This is a genomic window from Shigella dysenteriae, assembly GCF_022354085.1.
Classification (GTDB): domain Bacteria; phylum Pseudomonadota; class Gammaproteobacteria; order Enterobacterales; family Enterobacteriaceae; genus Escherichia; species Escherichia coli.
In genome coordinates this window covers 1,053,317-1,070,423 of sequence record NZ_CP055055.1, presented here as the reverse complement: position 1 = coordinate 1,070,423, position 17,107 = coordinate 1,053,317, and the positions used below count along the sequence as shown (strand labels likewise).

Sequence of the window (17,107 nt, the reverse complement as noted above, 5' to 3'; positions counted from 1 at the left end):
TAGTCAGCAACATGGAGACAACCATGCACGCGCGTTCAGCGAGAGAAATTGATCAATGCTACCGGACATTACGTCCGCGATTGCTGATGTGCATGATTATTGGCTACGCCGCATTTTATCTGACGCGAAAAAGCGTGAATTATGTCCTTCCGGCGCTACAAACCGACCTCGGACTGGATAAAGGCGACATTGGCCTGCTGGGTTCGCTGTTTTATCTCAGCTACGGATTGTCGAAATTTACCGCCGGACTGTGGCATGACAGCCACGGACAACGCGGTTTTATGGGCGTCGGCTTGTTCGCCACCGGGTTATTGAACGTGGTGTTTGCCTTTGGCGAATCACTTACGCTTCTGCTTGTGGTCTGGACACTGAACGGTTTTTTTCAGGGCTGGGGATGGCCACCGTGTGCCCGCTTGCTGACCCACTGGTACTCACGCAATGAGCGCGGTTTCTGGTGGGGCTGCTGGAATATGTCGATCAACATTGGCGGAGCGATTATTCCGCTGATTAGCGCCTTTGCCGCCCACTGGTGGGGCTGGCAGGCCGCGATGCTGACACCGGGGATAATCAGCATGGCATTAGGGATCTGGTTAACGCTACAACTCAAAGGCACGCCCCAGGAAGAGGGATTACCGACAGTTGGTCACTGGCGTCACGATCCGCTGGAGTTACGTCAGGAACAACAAAGTCCGCCGATGGGGCTGTGGCAAATGTTGCGCACCACCATGCTGCAAAATCCGCTGATCTGGCTACTGGGCGTCTCTTATGTACTGGTTTATGTGATCCGGATTGCGCTTAACGACTGGGGCAATATCTGGCTGACGGAAAGCCACGGTGTCAACCTGCTCAGCGCCAACGCCACGGTAATGCTGTTTGAAGTGGGCGGCTTACTCGGCGCGTTATTTGCCGGATGGGGATCGGATTTGCTGTTTAGCGGGCAACGAGCGCCAATGATTTTGCTGTTCACGTTGGGGTTGATGGTGTCAGTCGCCGCACTGTGGCTGGCACCGGTTCATCACTACGCTCTGCTGGCAGTGTGCTTTTTTACCGTGGGCTTTTTCGTCTTTGGCCCACAAATGCTGATTGGACTTGCGGCGGTGGAGTGTGGGCACAAAGCTGCGGCGGGTTCAATCACCGGATTTCTCGGCCTGTTCGCTTACCTTGGCGCGGCGCTGGCAGGCTGGCCGCTGTCGCTGATCATCGAACGCTACGGCTGGCCGGGAATGTTCAGTTTACTCTCGGTCGCCGCAGTACTTATGGGTTTACTGCTGATGCCGTTACTGATGGCGGGCATCACCACCACTCACGCTCGAAGGATAAAACAATGAAAATGACCTTTACCTCTACTCTGATTGCTTCTGCCGTTGCGCTGGCGACTTTAACGGGTGCCGCGCAGGCAAAAGGCCGGCTGGTGGTCTATTGCAGCGCCACCAATGAAATGTGTGAGGCCGAAACCAAAGCGTTTGGCGAGAAATATGATGTAAAAACCTCGTTTATCCGCAACGGTTCCGGAAGCACCCTGGCAAAAGTCGATGCTGAAAAGAAAAACCCCCAGGCTGACGTCTGGTACGGCGGCACTTTAGACCCGCAATCGCAGGCTGGCGAGATGGGCCTGCTACAGGCGTATAAATCCCCTAACCTTGAGCAGATCATGGAGAAATTCCGCGATCCGGCAAAAGTGAAAGGGAATCTGTCCTCTGCCGTTTATGTGGGGATCCTCGGTTTTGGCGTAAACACCGATCGTCTGAAAGAGAAAAACCTGCCGGTGCCGAAGTGCTGGAAAGATCTCACCAAACCGGAATATAAAGGCGAAATTCAAATTGCCGATCCGCAAAGTTCCGGTACTGCCTACACCGCCCTGGCTACTTTTGCGCAGCTGTGGGGGGAAGATCAGGCCTTTGATTATCTAAAACAACTGAACGCCAACGTCTCTCAGTACACCAAATCAGGCATAGCCCCGGCACGTAACGCCGCCCGTGGCGAAACGGCGATTGGTATTGGCTTCCTGCATGACTACTCGCTGGAAAAAGAACAGGGCGCGCCGCTGGAGTTGATTTCCCCGTGTGAAGGTACAGGCTACGAAATTGGCGGCGTCAGCATTCTGAAAGGCGCGCGCAACCTCGACAACGCCAAACTGTTTGTGGACTGGGTATTATCAAAAGAAGCGCAGGAACTGGCGTGGAAGAAAGGGAAGTCTTATCAGATCCTGACCAATACCACCGCCGAAACGTCGCCAAACTCACTGAAGCTCGACGACCTGAAATTAATCAACTACGACATGGACAAATACGGTTCCACGGATGTTCGTAAGGCATTGATTAATAAATGGGTTAGCGAAGTAAAAATGGGTAAATAAACCCGCATTAGGCGCATTTGCCGGGTGCAGCGCAGACGCCTGCCCCGGCCAACCATACCGGAACTGCTATGTCACAGACACTTGCACTCCATCCCGTGAAAAAGCGGGATGCGATTTTCCTTTGGGTTTTGCTGGGTTGGCTGGCATTTGTCCTGTTGCCGAGCTGGAGCCTCGATTATGGCCTGCTGGAGTCCACGAGTGATGAGATCCTCGGGGCGTACGGCTGGTCGCATTTTAATATCAGCTGGCTGTGGTATTTACTCCCGAGCCTGTTGCTGGTCCGCCCGTTTAGTGAGGCCACGCGCGAACAACGTAGCCGTCATTATTTCGATGCCGGCTGGGCATTGCTCTGTATGGCGTTTATCGTCATCAGCGCCACCGTGGTTGGACGCGGTTTAGGCTACGCCGCCATCGTGCTGTTTGTCGAACTAGGCGCGATTATGACGCTGGCCTTAACCCGCCTCGAATGGCTGGGTGGCGACCGCTTCGTGATCGGCTCACTGATTGCGATTGTGGCGCTGATTGGCATTTTTATCGTCTGGCCGAGCATCGCCATTTTTATCCCGATGTTCACCAACGACGCGGGAGAGTTCGCCCCGCTGGCGTTTATGACCGTGCTCTCGCAGGCACATATTGTTCAGGTGATCGTCAACTCTATCGTCTTGTCGATAGCGGTGGGGATAGGCTGTACTTTCTTCGGCCTGGTGCTGGCGATTTATACCACGCGCATCGCTAAACGCAGCGCCATTATTGGTCGCATCTTTTCCATTTTGCCCATCGTTACGCCACCGTTTGTGGTCGGCTTAGGCGTGACGCTCATGATGGGGCGCTCCGGCTATGTTACGGAATTTATGGTGGAGTGGTTTGGGCTGACCAACACCAACTGGCTGTACGGTTTTACCGGGATCTGGCTGGCACAGGTTCTGGCATTCACGCCAATGGCTTTTATGATCCTCGACGGGGCCATTAAAACCATTCATCCCTCGCTGGAAGAGGCCTCCTACACCCTGCGCGCCAGCCGCTGGCAAACCTTTAACGGCGTGTTTGTGCCGTTGTTGAAGCCCGCGCTCGCCAATGCCTTTTTAATCGTCGTGGTACAGTCACTGGCTGATTTCAGTAACCCGCTGGTACTTGGCGGTAACTTCGACGTACTGGCGACGCAAATTTACTTCTATATTACCGGCTCGCAGCTGGATTATCAGGCCGCCAGCACGCTTGGCGCTTTCCTGCTGCTGTTCTCGCTGCTGGTGTTCTGCATCCAGTATATGTGGATTGGTAAACGCTCTTACGTCACGGTTTCCGGCAAATCCTACCGTGGCGACGTCCAGCCGCTACCGGTCACCCTGGTGTGGAGCGTGGTCGCCATACTTGCGATATGGATTGCCTTTAACGCCCTGCTCTACGGCAGCATTTTCTACGGCAGCTTCACGGTGAACTGGGGCGTGGACTACACCCTGACGCTGGATAACTTTATCAAGCTATTTGGTCAGGGAATGAGCGACGGCGCGTGGCCTTCACTGCTGGATACCCTGCTCTACGCCGGGATTGCCGCTCCCATTACCGCTATCTTTGGCCTGCTCATCGCCTGGGTGGTGGTGCGTCAACAATTCAAAGGCAAAAAGACCATCGAGTTCACCACCATGCTGTGCTTTGCCGTACCGGGTACGGTGGCGGGCGTTTCGTATATTCTTGCCTTTAACAGCGCTCCGGTTTATCTCACCGGAACGGCGGCAATTGTGATTATCTCGATGGTGATGCGTAACGTTCCGGTGGGTATTCGCGCCGGGATTGCGGGTCTGGGGCAGATCGACAAATCGCTGGATGAAGCCTCACTCAGCCTGCGCGCGGGTTCCTTGCGAACCATAACCCACATTTTACTGCCGCTGCTGCGTCCGGCCATTCTCTCGGCCCTGATCTACAGCTTTGTGCGGGCCATCACGACGGTCAGCGCCATCGTCTTTCTCGTCACGCCGGACACCCGCGTGGCAACCGCCTACATTCTTAACCGCGTTGAAGACGGCGAATATGGCGTAGCCATCGCCTATGGTTCGATTCTGATCGTGGTGATGCTGGCGATTATTTTCCTCTTTGACTGGCTGATCGGAGAAGCTCGTATCTCCCGTTCTAAAGCCAAAAACCAGGCGTAATGGAGCGCACTATGAGTCAGAAAAATTTTGTTGAACTGCGCAACGTCACTAAACGATTCGGCAGTAATACGGTTATCGACAATATCAATCTCACCATTCCACAAGGGCAAATGGTGACGCTGCTCGGTCCTTCCGGCTGTGGCAAAACCACCATTTTGCGTCTGGTTGCCGGGCTGGAAAAACCGAGCGAAGGGCAAATTTTTATTGATGGCGAAGATGTCACGCATCGTTCCATTCAACAGCGCGATATCTGCATGGTGTTTCAGTCATACGCTCTGTTCCCGCATATGTCGCTGGGTGAAAACGTTGGCTACGGGCTGAAGATGCTTGGCGTCTCGCGTAGCGAAGTGAAACAGCGGGTGAAGGAGGCGCTGGCAATGGTGGATCTGGAAGGCTTCGAGGACCGCTATGTCGATCAGATTTCCGGTGGTCAGCAACAGCGTGTGGCACTGGCCCGCGCGTTGATCCTCAAGCCAAAGGTGCTGCTGTTTGATGAGCCGTTAAGTAACCTCGATGCCAACCTGCGCCGCAGTATGCGCGATAAGATCCGCGAGCTGCAAAAGCAGTTTAATATCACGTCGCTCTACGTCACTCACGATCAAAGTGAAGCTTTCGCGGTGTCCGACACTGTGCTGGTGATGAATAAAGGTCACATCATGCAGATTGGCTCACCGCAGGATCTCTATCGTCAGCCAGCCTCCCGATTTATGGCAAGTTTTATGGGCGACGCCAACCTGTTCCCGGCGAACTTTAGCGAAGAGTATGTCGATATCTACGGTTATCGCCTGCCGCGCGCGGCGCATTTCCCGGCGCAAGGTAGCGGCACCGTCGGCGTTCGCCCGGAAGCCATCACCTTAAGCAATCACGGCGAAGAGAGTCAGCGTTGTGTTATTCGCCATGTCGCCTACATGGGGCCGCAGTACGAAGTGACCGTAGAGTGGCATGGACAGGAGATTTTATTACAAGTAAACGCCACCCGTTTACAGCCCGATATTGGTGAGCACTATTACCTCGAAATCCATCCTTACGGGATGTTTGTTTTAGCGGATGCGGCATAAAAATAGCACATAAACGGTCCCCATCTGTCTTGAGGGACCGTTCACCTGGTTAGGCTTCGGACAACAATTATTCTCCAGTGTTATATACTATAGGGGGGTATGTATTGACATATAGTATACCCCCCTATAGTATATTGCGTGCAGATGATGAGGTGCGAAATGCCCAGTACTCCGGAAGAGAAGAAAAAGGTCCTTACTCGAGTTCGTCGTATTCGGGGGCAGATTGATGCTCTGGAACGGTCGCTGGAGGGTGATGCCGAATGCCGTGCCATACTCCAACAGATCGCTGCCGTTCGGGGCGCGGCTAATGGGCTGATGGCAGAAGTGCTTGAAAGCCATATCCGGGAAACGTTTGACCGAAATGACTGCTACAGCCGCGAAGTCAGCCAATCCGTTGACGACACTATTGAACTGGTTCGTGCCTATCTTAAATAGCTGAATCTATTACCATATTGAGGAAGAGCGAGAGATGAAATCACGTGCTGCCGTTGCATTTGCTCCCGGTAAACCGCTGGAAATCGTTGAAATTGACGTTGCGCCACCGAAAAAAGGTGAAGTGCTGATTAAAGTCACCCATACCGGCGTTTGCCATACCGACGCATTTACCCTCTCCGGCGATGACCCGGAAGGTGTATTCCCGGTGGTTCTCGGTCACGAAGGGGCTGGCGTTGTGGTTGAAGTCGGTGAAGGCGTAACCAGCGTCAAACCAGGCGACCATGTGATCCCGCTTTACACCGCAGAGTGCGGCGAGTGTGAGTTCTGTCGTTCTTGCAAAACTAACCTCTGTGTTGCGGTTCGCGAAACCCAGGGTAAAGGCCTGATGCCAGACGGCACCACCCGTTTTTCTTACAACGGGCAGCCGCTTTATCACTACATGGGGTGCTCTACATTCAGTGAATACACCGTAGTCGCGGAAGTGTCTCTGGCAAAAATTAATCCAGAAGCAAACCATGAACACGTCTGCCTGCTGGGCTGTGGCGTGACCACCGGTATTGGCGCGGTACACAACACAGCTAAAGTCCAGCCAGGGGATTCTGTTGCTGTGTTTGGTCTTGGCGCGATTGGTCTGGCAGTGGTTCAGGGCGCGCGTCAGGCGAAAGCGGGACGGATTATCGCTATTGATACGAACCCGAAGAAATTCGATCTGGCGCGTCGCTTCGGTGCCACCGACTGCATTAACCCGAATGACTACGACAAACCGATTAAAGATGTCCTGCTGGATATCAACAAATGGGGTATCGACCATACCTTTGAATGCATCGGTAATGTCAACGTGATGCGTGCGGCGCTGGAAAGTGCGCACCGCGGCTGGGGTCAGTCGGTGATCATCGGGGTCGCGGGTTCCGGTCAGGAAATCTCCACCCGTCCATTCCAGTTGGTCACTGGTCGCGTATGGAAAGGTTCCGCGTTTGGCGGCGTGAAAGGTCGTTCCCAGTTACCGGGCATGGTTGAAGATGCGATGAAAGGTGATATCGATCTGGAACCGTTTGTCACGCATACCATGAGCCTGGATGAAATTAATGACGCCTTCGACCTGATGCATGAAGGCAAATCCATTCGAACCGTAATTCGTTACTGATTTCCCGCTGGTTTACCCCGTCCACTTCAGACGGGGTTCTTAATACTCTCCCCGGGCAGCCGTCCGGGGGATTAACCGTGAGATAATGACTGATGGAACTCATTGAAAAACATGCCAGCTTTGGCGGCTGGCAAAATGTGTATCGGCATTATTCCCAATCATTGAAATGTGAAATGAATGTCGGCGTCAATCTCCCGCCAAAGGCCGCAGGTGAAAAATTACCGGTGCTGTACTGGCTTTCGGGCCTGACCTGCAATGAGCAGAATTTCATTACTAAATCGGGGATGCAGCGTTACGCGGCTGAGCACAACATTATTATTGTTGCGCCGGACACCAGTCCGCGAGGCAGTCATGTCGCAGATGCCGACCGTTACGATCTCGGGCAAGGTGCCGGGTTTTACCTGAACGCGACGCAAGCGCCGTGGAATGAACATTACAAAATGTATGACTATATCCGCAACGAGCTGCCGGATTTAGTGATGCATCATTTTCCGGCAACGACCAGAAAGTCTATCTCTGGTCATTCTATGGGCGGACTGGGCGCGCTGGTGCTGGCGTTACGTAACCCAGATGAATATGTCAGCGTCTCGGCGTTTTCGCCCATTGTCTCCCCATCGCAAGTACCGTGGGGACAGCAAGCCTTTGCCGCATATCTTGGTGAAAATAAAGAGGCCTGGTTGGATTACGATCCGGTGAGTCTTATTTCACAAGGTCAACGCGTTGCGGAAATCATGGTTGATCAGGGGTTGAGTGATGATTTTTACGCAGAACAGCTGCGGACTCCAAATCTTGAAAAGATCTGCCAGGAGATGAATATCAAGACGTTAATCCGTTATCACGAGGGTTACGACCACAGCTATTATTTTGTCTCCAGTTTTATTGGCGAGCATATTGCCTACCACGCCAATAAACTGAATATGCGTTGATAATAGTGCACGACTGCCGGATGCGGCGTGAACGCCTTATCCGCCTACATTTCGCCCGCAGGCCGTAGGCATGATAAGACGCGCATAGCGTCGCATCAGGCATCTGCGCACGACTGCCGGATGCGGCGTGAACACCTTATCCGGCCTACATTTCGCCCGCAGGCCGTAGGCCTGATAAGACGCGCATAGCGTCGCATCAGGCATTTGCGCACGACTTATCTATGTTTACCACATCAAATCATCAGGCACTTTGAAGTCGGCATACGGGTCGTCTTCATCCTGCTCTTCGGCACTGAGCGCGCTGTGCAACACAATACTGCTGGCATCACGCTGAGCAATTTTATCGGCAACGCTGGCGGGAATAATGGCGTATTCACCTTCGCTATTGTTATCGACCAACAAGCGGGCAATCGCCAGACGACCATTAATCAACTGCGCTTGTGTGAGCTTATCGACAAAAATCTTCTTAATCAGATTGCCATCAGTGAAGTTAAAACCAATATCGCCATTGGCAATGGTGATCCGGTTCATTTCAATAAGCTGCTTCACCTGAGCTTTATATTCTTTTGCCAACGCCGCTTGTTTTTGCTGTTCGCTAAGCTGTTTATCACGCTCAAGCTGTGCCTTTTTATTTTCTTCTACCGCCGCCCGAGCTTCACGCGCCTGAACGCGCGATTTTTTCGCCGTTCTCTCGACCTTCGCCGCTTTTTTGCTGGTGACTAATCCTGCTTTGAGCAACTGCTCTTGTAAGGTAAGTTTTGCCATCTTTGTTTCCAAACCCGCTGAATAATTTTTAGCGAGTATACCTGTAAACGCCGTGGGTGTATTGGGGCAAGTCCCTTTCGCCCCTGCTTAATAAGGCGCGTCAGGCATCGGCACACGGCTGCATTCTTGATCTCCGACTCATCAAAATAAACACCGCCAACCCAGCAACAAGAATACCCGGTGCAGAAGCGGCCATTACGCCGACCGTGCCAGTGCCTAATGCCAGCATTTTCCCGGCCAGTAACGGACCGCTCATAGCCCCCAGACGCCCTACCGCCACGGCTGTTCCCACACCTGTTGCGCGGATCTGCGAACTGTAAAACAACGGTGCCAGGGCATACAAAACGCTTTGCCCACCTGTCGCAAACAACCCCGCGACAAATCCCGCCAGCAACATACCGTTAAATGACGACACCGTTCCAAGCGCCAGCAGCGAAGCTAACATGCCGCTATAAATCAGTAGCGACATGGTTACTGGACGCAGCTTATCCATCAATGCGCCCAACATTAACGTCCCGCTCGCCGCACCCATTTGCAGTGCAAACATCACCCCTGCCGCCTGCGATGGCTGGAATCCTTGCTCCACCAAAAGCAGCGGTAGCCAGTTGATCAACATGTAGACCACCAGCAGAGTGAAGAAATAACACAACCACAGCAGCAGCGTCGCGGTTGCCGTTTCTGGCGCAAATAACGCACGCAGTGGTGGCGCAGCCTGTTTATCGCCAGCGAAAACCGCCGACTCCGGCAGCCAGCGCATTAATAGCGGCACCAGAATCAACGGCACCACACCACCTACCCAAAACACCGTTTGCCATGCTAAGTTTGCCCCCGCGAAACCCAGTGTCGCCGCCAGCGCCGCGCCAATGGGAACACCGCAATACATCAGGCTCACTGCCGTCCCACGAAAACGTGGACCCGCGGCTTCAGACGTCAGGGCGATAAGATTCGGCAACGCCGCCCCCAGCCCGACACCGGTCATCAGCCGCGCAAAGACCAGTGAGGGGAAATCCCAGGCAATCGCCGTTGCCAGCGAGAACAAACCAAACAGCGCAACTGAGCCAATCAAAATACGCTTACGACCATAACGGTCCGCCAGCATTCCGCCAACCAACGCGCCGGGTAGCAAACCGAGTATTCCGGCGCTAAATATCCAGCCCATTTGCATTTTATCGAGTGCGAAAGCCTGGGCGATGCCACCCGCCGCAATGCCAGCCGCCTGAAGATCCAGCCCTTCCATCAGAGCGACCAAAAAACAAAGCCCGATGGTCAGCATCAGGCGGGATGAAGATGATGAAGGGGTACGAGTCGACATAAGATGAACCTCGTTGCGAGTGCAGGTGAATCGCGACTGATACATTGCCAGCCGCGTCATCAGAACCATTTAATGACTGCCTACGGGCGAAATGTAGGCCGGATAAGGCGTTCACGCCGCATCCGGCAGTCGTGTGCAGATGCCTGATGCGACGCTTGCGCGTCTTATCAGGCCTACAAATGCCCGCGCCATCCGTAGGCCGGATAAGGCGTTCACGCCGCATCCGGCAGTCGTGTGCAGATGCCTGATGCGACGCTTGCGCGTCTTATCAGGCCTACAAATTCTCGCGCCATCCGTAGGCCGGATAAGGCGTTTACGCCGCATCCGGCAGTCGTGCGCAGATGCCTGATGCGACGCTAACGCGTCTTATCAGGCCTACAAATTCCCGCGCCATCCGTAGGCCGGATAAGGCGTTCACGCCGCATCCGGCAGTCGTGCGCAGATGCCTGATGCGACGCTAACGCGTCTTATCAGGCCTACAAATTCTCGCGCCATCCGTAGGCCGGATAAGGCGTTTACGCCGCATCCGGCAGTCGTGCGCAGATGCCTGATGCGACGCTAACGCGTCTTATCAGGCCTACAAATTCTCGCGCCATCCGTAGGCCGGATAAGGCGTTCACGCCGCATCCGGCAGTCGTGCTGGGATGCGCATACAAAATGCACGTTCTCGTGCAGTCAATATTATTTGTTGTTGCGCAGATCCAGCGCCACGTCGACGATCATATCCTCCTGGCCGCCAACCATCCGGCGTTTGCCCAGCTCAACGAGAATATCCACCGCGCTTAAGCCATAACGCGCCGCCGCCGTTTCACAGTGACGCAGGAAGCTCGAGTAAACACCGGCGTATCCCAGCGCCAGCGTTTCGCGATCGACTCGTACCGGACGATCCTGCAACGGACGCACCAGGTCGTCAGCGGCATCCATTAACGCATAGAGATCGGTCCCATGCTGCCAACCCAGTTTATCCACGGCGGCAATAAATACTTCCAGCGGCGCGTTACCTGCGCCCGCGCCCATTCCCGCGAGGCTGGCGTCGATTCGGTCGCAGCCCTCTTCCACCGCCGCGATAGAGTTCGCCACGCCAAGACTCAGGTTATGGTGAGCGTGCATGCCAGTTTGCGTTTCTGGTTTCAGCACTGCTTTCAGGGCGCGGAAACGGTCACGGATATCGCTCATGTTCATCGCACCGCCAGAATCCACCACATAAATACAGGTCGCACCGTAGCCTTCCATCAGCTTTGCCTGCTTGGCGAGATTCTCCGGCGTGGTCATATGGCTCATCATCAGAAAACCAACGGTGTCCATTCCGAGCTCGCGGGCATACTGAATATGCTGGGCGGAAACATCAGCTTCGGTACAGTGCGTAGCCACACGAACCACCCGCGCGCCAGCCTGCCAGGCATTTTTCAGATCGTGAATAGTGCCGATTCCTGGCAGCAACAACGTCGCTATTTTGGCGTGCTTCACCACATCCGCCGCCGCTTCAATCCATTCAAGGTCGCTATGTGCGCCGAAACCATAGTTAAAGCTGGAACCCTGCAAACCGTCGCCATGGGCCACTTCAATCGAATCCACGCGGGCATCGTCCAGTGCTTTGGCAATCTGGCGAACGTTTTCCAGCGAATACTGATGACGAATGGCGTGCATACCGTCACGCAACGTGACGTCCGAGATATAAAGTTTTTTACCGTTCATGCCGCTTCTCCTGCCTTGCGCGCCAGTGACTGGGCCATTTTTTCCGCTGTCGCCAGCGCACTGGAAGTCATAATGTCGAGGTTGCCCGCATAGGCAGGCAGATAATGCGCTGCGCCTTCGACTTCCAGCCAGACCGCCGTTTTCAGACCTGAAAACTGACCCACGCCCGGTAAATTGACCGGTTTATCCTGCGGGATAACTTCAAACTGCACGCGCTGTTTCAGGCGATATCCCGGTACGTAAGCCTGCACCGCCTCAGCCATTTCATTGATTGAGGCTTCGATATCATCTTGTGAAGCTTCGTCGCTCAATACATACACCGTGTCACGCATCATCAACGGTGGCTCTGCTGGGTTAAGCACGATAATTGCCTTCCCTTTTGCCGCGCCGCCCACCACTTCAATGGCTCGGGAAGTGGTTTCCGTAAATTCATCGATATTGGCACGCGTGCCAGGTCCGGCAGATTTACTGGCGATAGAGGCGATAATTTCGGCGTAATGAACACGCACCACGCGTGAAACTGCCGCCACCATTGGAATGGTGGCCTGGCCGCCGCAGGTGACCATGTTGACGTTCAGTTGATCGACGTTCTCCTCGAGGTTAACCACCGGCACGCAGTAAGGGCCGATGGCAGCAGGCGTCAGGTCAATTAAGCGAATATCCGGTTTCGCTTCGCGCAAAGCGGCATCGTTTTTCACATGAGCACCGGCGCTGGTCGCATCAAATACAATGTCGATATCAGCAAATTCAGGCATGTTCATCAGCCCGATCACCCCTTCATGGGTGGTGGCGACGCCCATACGTCTGGCACGCGCCAGACCGTCGGACTGAGGATCAATACCGACCATCACCGCCATCTCCAGATGCTGACCGTGACGCAAAATTTTAATCATCAGATCGGTGCCAATGTTGCCAGAACCGATAATGGCGACTTTACGCTTACTCATGACAGACTTCCTTTTGGGGCTGCGCTTGAAAATGTCGCAGCAACTGAACCTATGCCTTCAATATGGGCTTCAAAACGATCGCCCGCATTCACTGCCACCATCGGACCTAATGCCCCGGTAAGAATGATATCTCCGGCGCGCAGCGGTTCACCCAGACTGGCCATTTTGCGTGCCAGCCAGACGGCGGCATTAAGCGGATGTCCCAGGCATTCGCTGCCGCGCCCGCTGGAAACCTCTTCGTTATTACGCGTCATCTTCATGGCGCAGTTTTTCAGGTCTACCCCCGCCGGACGTTGCGCCGGACCGCCGATGACATACACCCCGCAGGAAGCGTTATCTGCCACGGTATCGACAAACTGAATCGACCAATCGCGAATGCGGCTCCCCACCACCTCCAGCGCCGGAAGTACCCATTCAATGGAGTTATACAATTCGTCGAAGGTGATATCGGTTGCGGGCAAATCGCGGTTCAACACCAGTGCGATCTCCGCTTCAATGCGGGGTTGCAGAACACGGGAAAAAGGAATGATTTCGTTATCGCCATAACACATGTCGGCAAATAATGTCCCGAAATCCGGTTGATCAACGCCCAGTTGTTGCTGCACTTTCGGATGTGTCAGGCCCACTTTACGCCCCACCACGCGACGCCCCTGCGCAACGTCATATTGCACATTTATGTGCTGAATGGCGTAGGCCGCTTCAGCGTTATCGATACCAAGCAGATCGTGCAGCGGCGCAATCGCTTCGCCCTGCTCTGCGGCGCGGCGTAAATCCGCCGCCAGTTGCTCAAGAGTATGCTTCGTCATGACCGTTCCTTAAGCACGTGCGAGGAAATTCAGCACCAGTTGATTGAAAGCGTCGGCATGTTCCCACTGCGCCCAGTGACCACAGTCGCGGAAGATATGCAGTTCAGAACCAGCAATGCCGGACAGTAGACGCAGCCCCGCATCCATCGGCACAAAGCGGTCGTTGCGCCCCCAGACAATCAGGGTTTGCGCTTTGATTTCCGCCAGACGTGGGCCAAAATCAGGGAACTGTTTCGGATTGGCTTCCAGGCTCTTAACAAAGTTTTCCAGGTGATCGCGGCGCGACAGCATATTATTCAGGCGCGCTTCAAACAGGGCGTCGGTCAAATCGCTGGTATCAAAAACGAAGATATCCATCATCAGCTTCAGGTTTTCGATAGTCGGCTGACGATAAAGCTGATTCAGTCGCTTAATACCTTCGGTTGGCATCGGCGTAAACAAACTCATGCCGCCCGTACCGCCGCCCATCAGCACCAGTTTGCCGACGCGCTCCGGCCAGTTAAGGGTGAACGCCACAGAACTATGGCCACCCATCGAGTTGCCCAGCAGGTGGATTTTGGCGATATCCAGTTGATCCACCACGCTTTTCAGGATTCGTGCATTAAGATCCGATCGCGAACCACTATTAACGATCGAATCGCTCTTGCCCCAACCCGGACAATCCAGCAGGATCACCCGATAGCCCGCCTCTACCAGCGGATCGATATTGCGGCTGAAGTTCGCCCAGCCAGTAGCACCCGGGCCGGAACCATGCAGCAGGACAACGGTTTCGTCGCCTTGTCCGCAGTCATTAAAATGGATGCGCAGCGTTTTACCCGCTTCTTCTACATTCAGAAAACGGCTGGTGGCGGCTTCGGTTTGTGGCTGATAACTCATCATCTTCTCCTGCATATTCAGTTCTCTGTTCTGGCGCTTAACGAGCCAAATCCGGCAATCCACTCCGGGATTGGGCGGTAATAACGCCCTTCGCTACGCCAGTTGCCAAATGCAGAAATAGCGGCAAAAGCGGCGACCCAGGTTTTGATTTCATGTGTCGACTTTCCGGCAATGGCGGAAAGCTCTTCGTTACTGACGGCATCCAGTTCCTGTATGCGTCCCTGCTCCAGCAAAGTCATGAACTGGTTATCCCAAATCGGGTTGAGCGGATGCAGAGTTCTCTGATCCTCAACAAACTTCTCAGCGGCGCTAATCACCCGTTGCTGACGCAATTCGCGCTCACTGGCGGGTAAATCTTTCCCGCTCCCCAACAGGCGGTCGCGCATATGGGCATCGGCTTTCGCCAGTTCGGGCACCGGCGGCTGATGGGAAAGCCCACCGGAACCCAGGAACAGCACGCGTTTATTGAGAGTGCTGGTGAAACGTCCAATGGCTTCACCCAACATGCGGGTACGCTGGAAACCGGGCAGCGGCGTGGCGACACCGTTGATGAACACAGGCAGAACTGGCACCTTATCCAGCCCACCGAACAGGAACTCCAGCGGCTGGGCGAACCCGTGGTCCACCTGCATACAGTAAGAAACGGCAAGATCGATCCCGCTCTTCATGACGGCATGCGCACAGGCCTCCGCCAGCTCCACAGGCACGGGCAGCTCTCCTGCCGCACTGCCGAAATCACCAATTGCCGTCGCTCCAACGCCTAAACAGAACGGTGGCATCACGTCATAGAAAAAGCCGTTGTAGTGATCTGGCGCAAACAGCACCACCAGTTCAGGGGAGAAAGCCGCAATACGCTCGCGGGCGCTGGCAATCACGCCATTGACCTCATCGAGTACCTCTTGTGCCGGGTCGACATACCCCACCAGCGGCGAGTGGGAAAGACAATGAAGATAAGCGTGCATATCAGGCTACCTTTTCGACAGAAACGTCGGCATCAGGGCGGGTCAGCGTCATCACCGACGCCAGTTTATTCAGGGTCTTGCCCAGAGTTTGCGGAATGGCGGTGGCGGCAACAAAGCGATCCGGGCGCATCACCACCAGCGAAGCATTGTGTTGCGCGAACCAGCTACGCAGGCGACCTTGCGTATCCCCCACGCGTAGTACGCCGTCGTGGTTATCCTGTGCGGTATGAATTTGCACTTCCGGCACCACCTGAATGAAGCGTGTGCCCAACGCGCGCCACTGCTGGATTTGCTCGTCGCTCATCCCCCACAGTGGATTGCATCCCCAGCCAATTACCGCGAAGTTCGCGCCGATCGCGTTATCGAGCAGCGTCACGTCGCCGTTTTCCAGCGTGACTTTCGGCTGAATAAACATCTTGCCGACCGGAGAGTGCTTCGCTTCGCCCTCACGTACCAGCGCACCGCCGTAATATTGCGGCATCGGCTTGAAGCGCATTTCGAGGAAGTAGCGTTTTACTGGCGGCAGATAATTCAGCAGCCAGGAAACGCCGTCACGTAACGTACCCTGCCAGCGTTTCGGCGGAGCCAGCACGTTGCCCGCCGTCACGGACAGGTCAATCATCGCTTTGGCGTGATCGCGACGTTCTTGTTGATAGGTATCGAGCAGCGCATCGCGGGCTTTCCCCTGGATAACCAACGCCAGTTTCCATGCGAGGTTAAAGGCGTCGCGCATACCACTGTTATAGCCCTGCCCCTGCCATACCGGCATGATGTGTGCGGCATCGCCCGCCAGCAGTACGCGATCAATACGGAAACGTTGCGCCAGTCGCGCGTTGTGGGTGTAGATACGCTGGCGAATCAATTCAACATTGTCCGGATTAGGCAGCACTTTGCTTAACAGCTTGCGCATATTTTGCGGCTCACGCAGCTGTTCTTCGGTTTCTCCTGGCATCACCATAAATTCAAAGCGACGTACCGCATGAGGTAGCGCGGCAGAAACATACGGGCGCACCGGATCGCAACACAAATAGATATGCGGCGTACTTAACGGATCGTTGGCGATATCTACCACAATCCACTGATTTGGCGCAGTTTTACCTTCAAACGGCACATTCAGGGTGCGACGGACAAAACTTGCCCCACCATCACAGGCCACCAGCCACTGGGCTTTGACTATTTCCCGCTGCCCTTCTGCCGTTTTCAGGTGCAAGGTCACTTCGTCATCTTGCTGACTGAAGGCCTCCAGCTCGCGGGAAAACAAGCAGCGCACATTCGGAAAACGCGACACCCCTTCCAGCATCACCGCATCGACCTGCGGCTGAATAAAGGCGTTACGGCGCGGCCAGCCAAATTCATCGGTCATTGGCTGAATATCAGCAAAACAGCGGCCCTTCGGGGTGAGAAAACGCATCGCGTGCCACGGCGTAGTATGCGGCAGTACATTATCGACCAGGCCGACCGACTGCATGGTGCGCAGCGCCTCGTCATCAATACCAATCGCACGCGGGTAGTCGATCAACTTATCGAGTTTCTCCACCACAAGCACGTCAATGCCCATCTGGCCGAGATAGTTCGCCATCATCAGCCCGACCGGACCGGCACCAGCGATCGCCACCTGAACGCTATGGTTAACAGCAGGCTGGATGTCAGGGTGTTGTATTGCCATTTCAGTACCTCA

At 54.6% G+C, this 17,107-nt stretch carries 15 protein-coding genes; 7 read left to right on the top strand and 8 right to left on the bottom strand.

Features of this window, described 5'->3' with window-relative positions:
- Window positions 1-23: 23 nt before the first annotated feature.
- The 7 genes from uhpC (at window position 24) to fghA (ending at window position 8,066) form a co-directional block, all read left to right on the top strand.
- Complete coding sequence (gene uhpC, locus HUZ68_RS05095; RefSeq protein ID WP_033814845.1) at window positions 24-1,328, top strand: MFS transporter family glucose-6-phosphate receptor UhpC; 1,305 nt, start codon at window positions 24-26, stop codon at window positions 1,326-1,328.
- The gene (locus HUZ68_RS05090; RefSeq protein WP_000784324.1) at window positions 1,325-2,356 is read left to right on the top strand and encodes an ABC transporter substrate-binding protein; all 1,032 of its coding nucleotides are present in this window, start codon (window positions 1,325-1,327) and stop codon (window positions 2,354-2,356) included. The genes uhpC and HUZ68_RS05090 overlap by 4 nt, the downstream gene beginning before the upstream one ends.
- 68 nt (window positions 2,357-2,424) lie before the next feature.
- Window positions 2,425-4,503 (top strand): ABC transporter permease, encoded by a 2,079-nt coding sequence (locus HUZ68_RS05085; protein WP_000084165.1) that lies wholly within the window; start codon window positions 2,425-2,427, stop codon window positions 4,501-4,503.
- An 11-nt stretch (window positions 4,504-4,514) separates the two neighbouring features.
- The gene (gene fbpC / locus HUZ68_RS05080) at window positions 4,515-5,561 is read left to right on the top strand and encodes a ferric ABC transporter ATP-binding protein (RefSeq protein ID WP_000078831.1); all 1,047 of its coding nucleotides are present in this window, start codon (window positions 4,515-4,517) and stop codon (window positions 5,559-5,561) included.
- A gap of 159 nt (window positions 5,562-5,720) precedes the next feature.
- Window positions 5,721-5,996 carry a formaldehyde-responsive transcriptional repressor FrmR gene (frmR, locus tag HUZ68_RS05075; RefSeq protein ID WP_001141271.1) on the top strand — a complete coding sequence of 92 codons (276 nt, stop codon included), beginning with the start codon at window positions 5,721-5,723 and terminating at the stop codon, window positions 5,994-5,996.
- Between the two features lie 34 nt (window positions 5,997-6,030).
- Entirely contained in the window at window positions 6,031-7,140 is a 1,110-nt protein-coding gene (gene frmA, locus HUZ68_RS05070) for an S-(hydroxymethyl)glutathione dehydrogenase (RefSeq protein WP_239594059.1), read from the top strand.
- A gap of 92 nt (window positions 7,141-7,232) precedes the next feature.
- Window positions 7,233-8,066, top strand: a complete 834-nt coding sequence (gene fghA / locus HUZ68_RS05065) for an S-formylglutathione hydrolase (protein ID WP_239594057.1) — start codon at window positions 7,233-7,235, stop codon at window positions 8,064-8,066.
- 225 nt (window positions 8,067-8,291) lie between these two features.
- On the opposite strand, the gene HUZ68_RS05060 is transcribed toward fghA, so the two are convergent.
- The 8 genes from HUZ68_RS05060 to HUZ68_RS05025 form a co-directional block, all read right to left on the bottom strand.
- Complete coding sequence (locus HUZ68_RS05060) at window positions 8,292-8,831, bottom strand: DUF2058 domain-containing protein (protein ID WP_001096705.1); 540 nt, start codon at window positions 8,829-8,831, stop codon at window positions 8,292-8,294.
- Between the two features lie 100 nt (window positions 8,832-8,931).
- The gene (gene mhpT / locus HUZ68_RS05055; protein WP_000107616.1) at window positions 8,932-10,143 is read right to left on the bottom strand and encodes a 3-(3-hydroxy-phenyl)propionate transporter MhpT; all 1,212 of its coding nucleotides are present in this window, start codon (window positions 10,141-10,143) and stop codon (window positions 8,932-8,934) included.
- Between the two features lie 681 nt (window positions 10,144-10,824).
- Window positions 10,825-11,838, bottom strand: coding sequence for a 4-hydroxy-2-oxovalerate aldolase (gene mhpE / locus HUZ68_RS05050; protein ID WP_112925248.1), 1,014 nt, complete (start codon window positions 11,836-11,838; stop codon window positions 10,825-10,827).
- The gene (gene mhpF / locus HUZ68_RS05045; RefSeq protein WP_000044325.1) at window positions 11,835-12,785 is read right to left on the bottom strand and encodes an acetaldehyde dehydrogenase; all 951 of its coding nucleotides are present in this window, start codon (window positions 12,783-12,785) and stop codon (window positions 11,835-11,837) included. Before mhpF ends, mhpE begins: the two co-directional genes overlap by 4 nt.
- On the bottom strand, window positions 12,782-13,591 hold the full coding sequence (gene mhpD, locus HUZ68_RS05040) for a 2-keto-4-pentenoate hydratase (RefSeq protein WP_112925250.1): 810 nt from the start codon (window positions 13,589-13,591) through the stop codon (window positions 12,782-12,784). Before mhpD ends, mhpF begins: the two co-directional genes overlap by 4 nt.
- Window positions 13,592-13,600: 9 nt before the next feature.
- The gene (mhpC, locus tag HUZ68_RS05035) at window positions 13,601-14,467 is read right to left on the bottom strand and encodes a 2-hydroxy-6-oxonona-2,4-dienedioate hydrolase (protein ID WP_000121896.1); all 867 of its coding nucleotides are present in this window, start codon (window positions 14,465-14,467) and stop codon (window positions 13,601-13,603) included.
- Between the two features lie 17 nt (window positions 14,468-14,484).
- Window positions 14,485-15,429: a 2,3-dihydroxyphenylpropionate/2,3-dihydroxicinnamic acid 1,2-dioxygenase gene (gene mhpB, locus HUZ68_RS05030; protein WP_057777613.1), complete on the bottom strand. Its 945-nt coding sequence runs from the start codon at window positions 15,427-15,429 to the stop codon at window positions 14,485-14,487.
- Between the two features lies 1 nt (window position 15,430).
- Window positions 15,431-17,095 carry a bifunctional 3-(3-hydroxy-phenyl)propionate/3-hydroxycinnamic acid hydroxylase gene (locus tag HUZ68_RS05025; protein WP_112925254.1) on the bottom strand — a complete coding sequence of 555 codons (1,665 nt, stop codon included), beginning with the start codon at window positions 17,093-17,095 and terminating at the stop codon, window positions 15,431-15,433.
- Window positions 17,096-17,107: the final 12 nt, after the last annotated feature.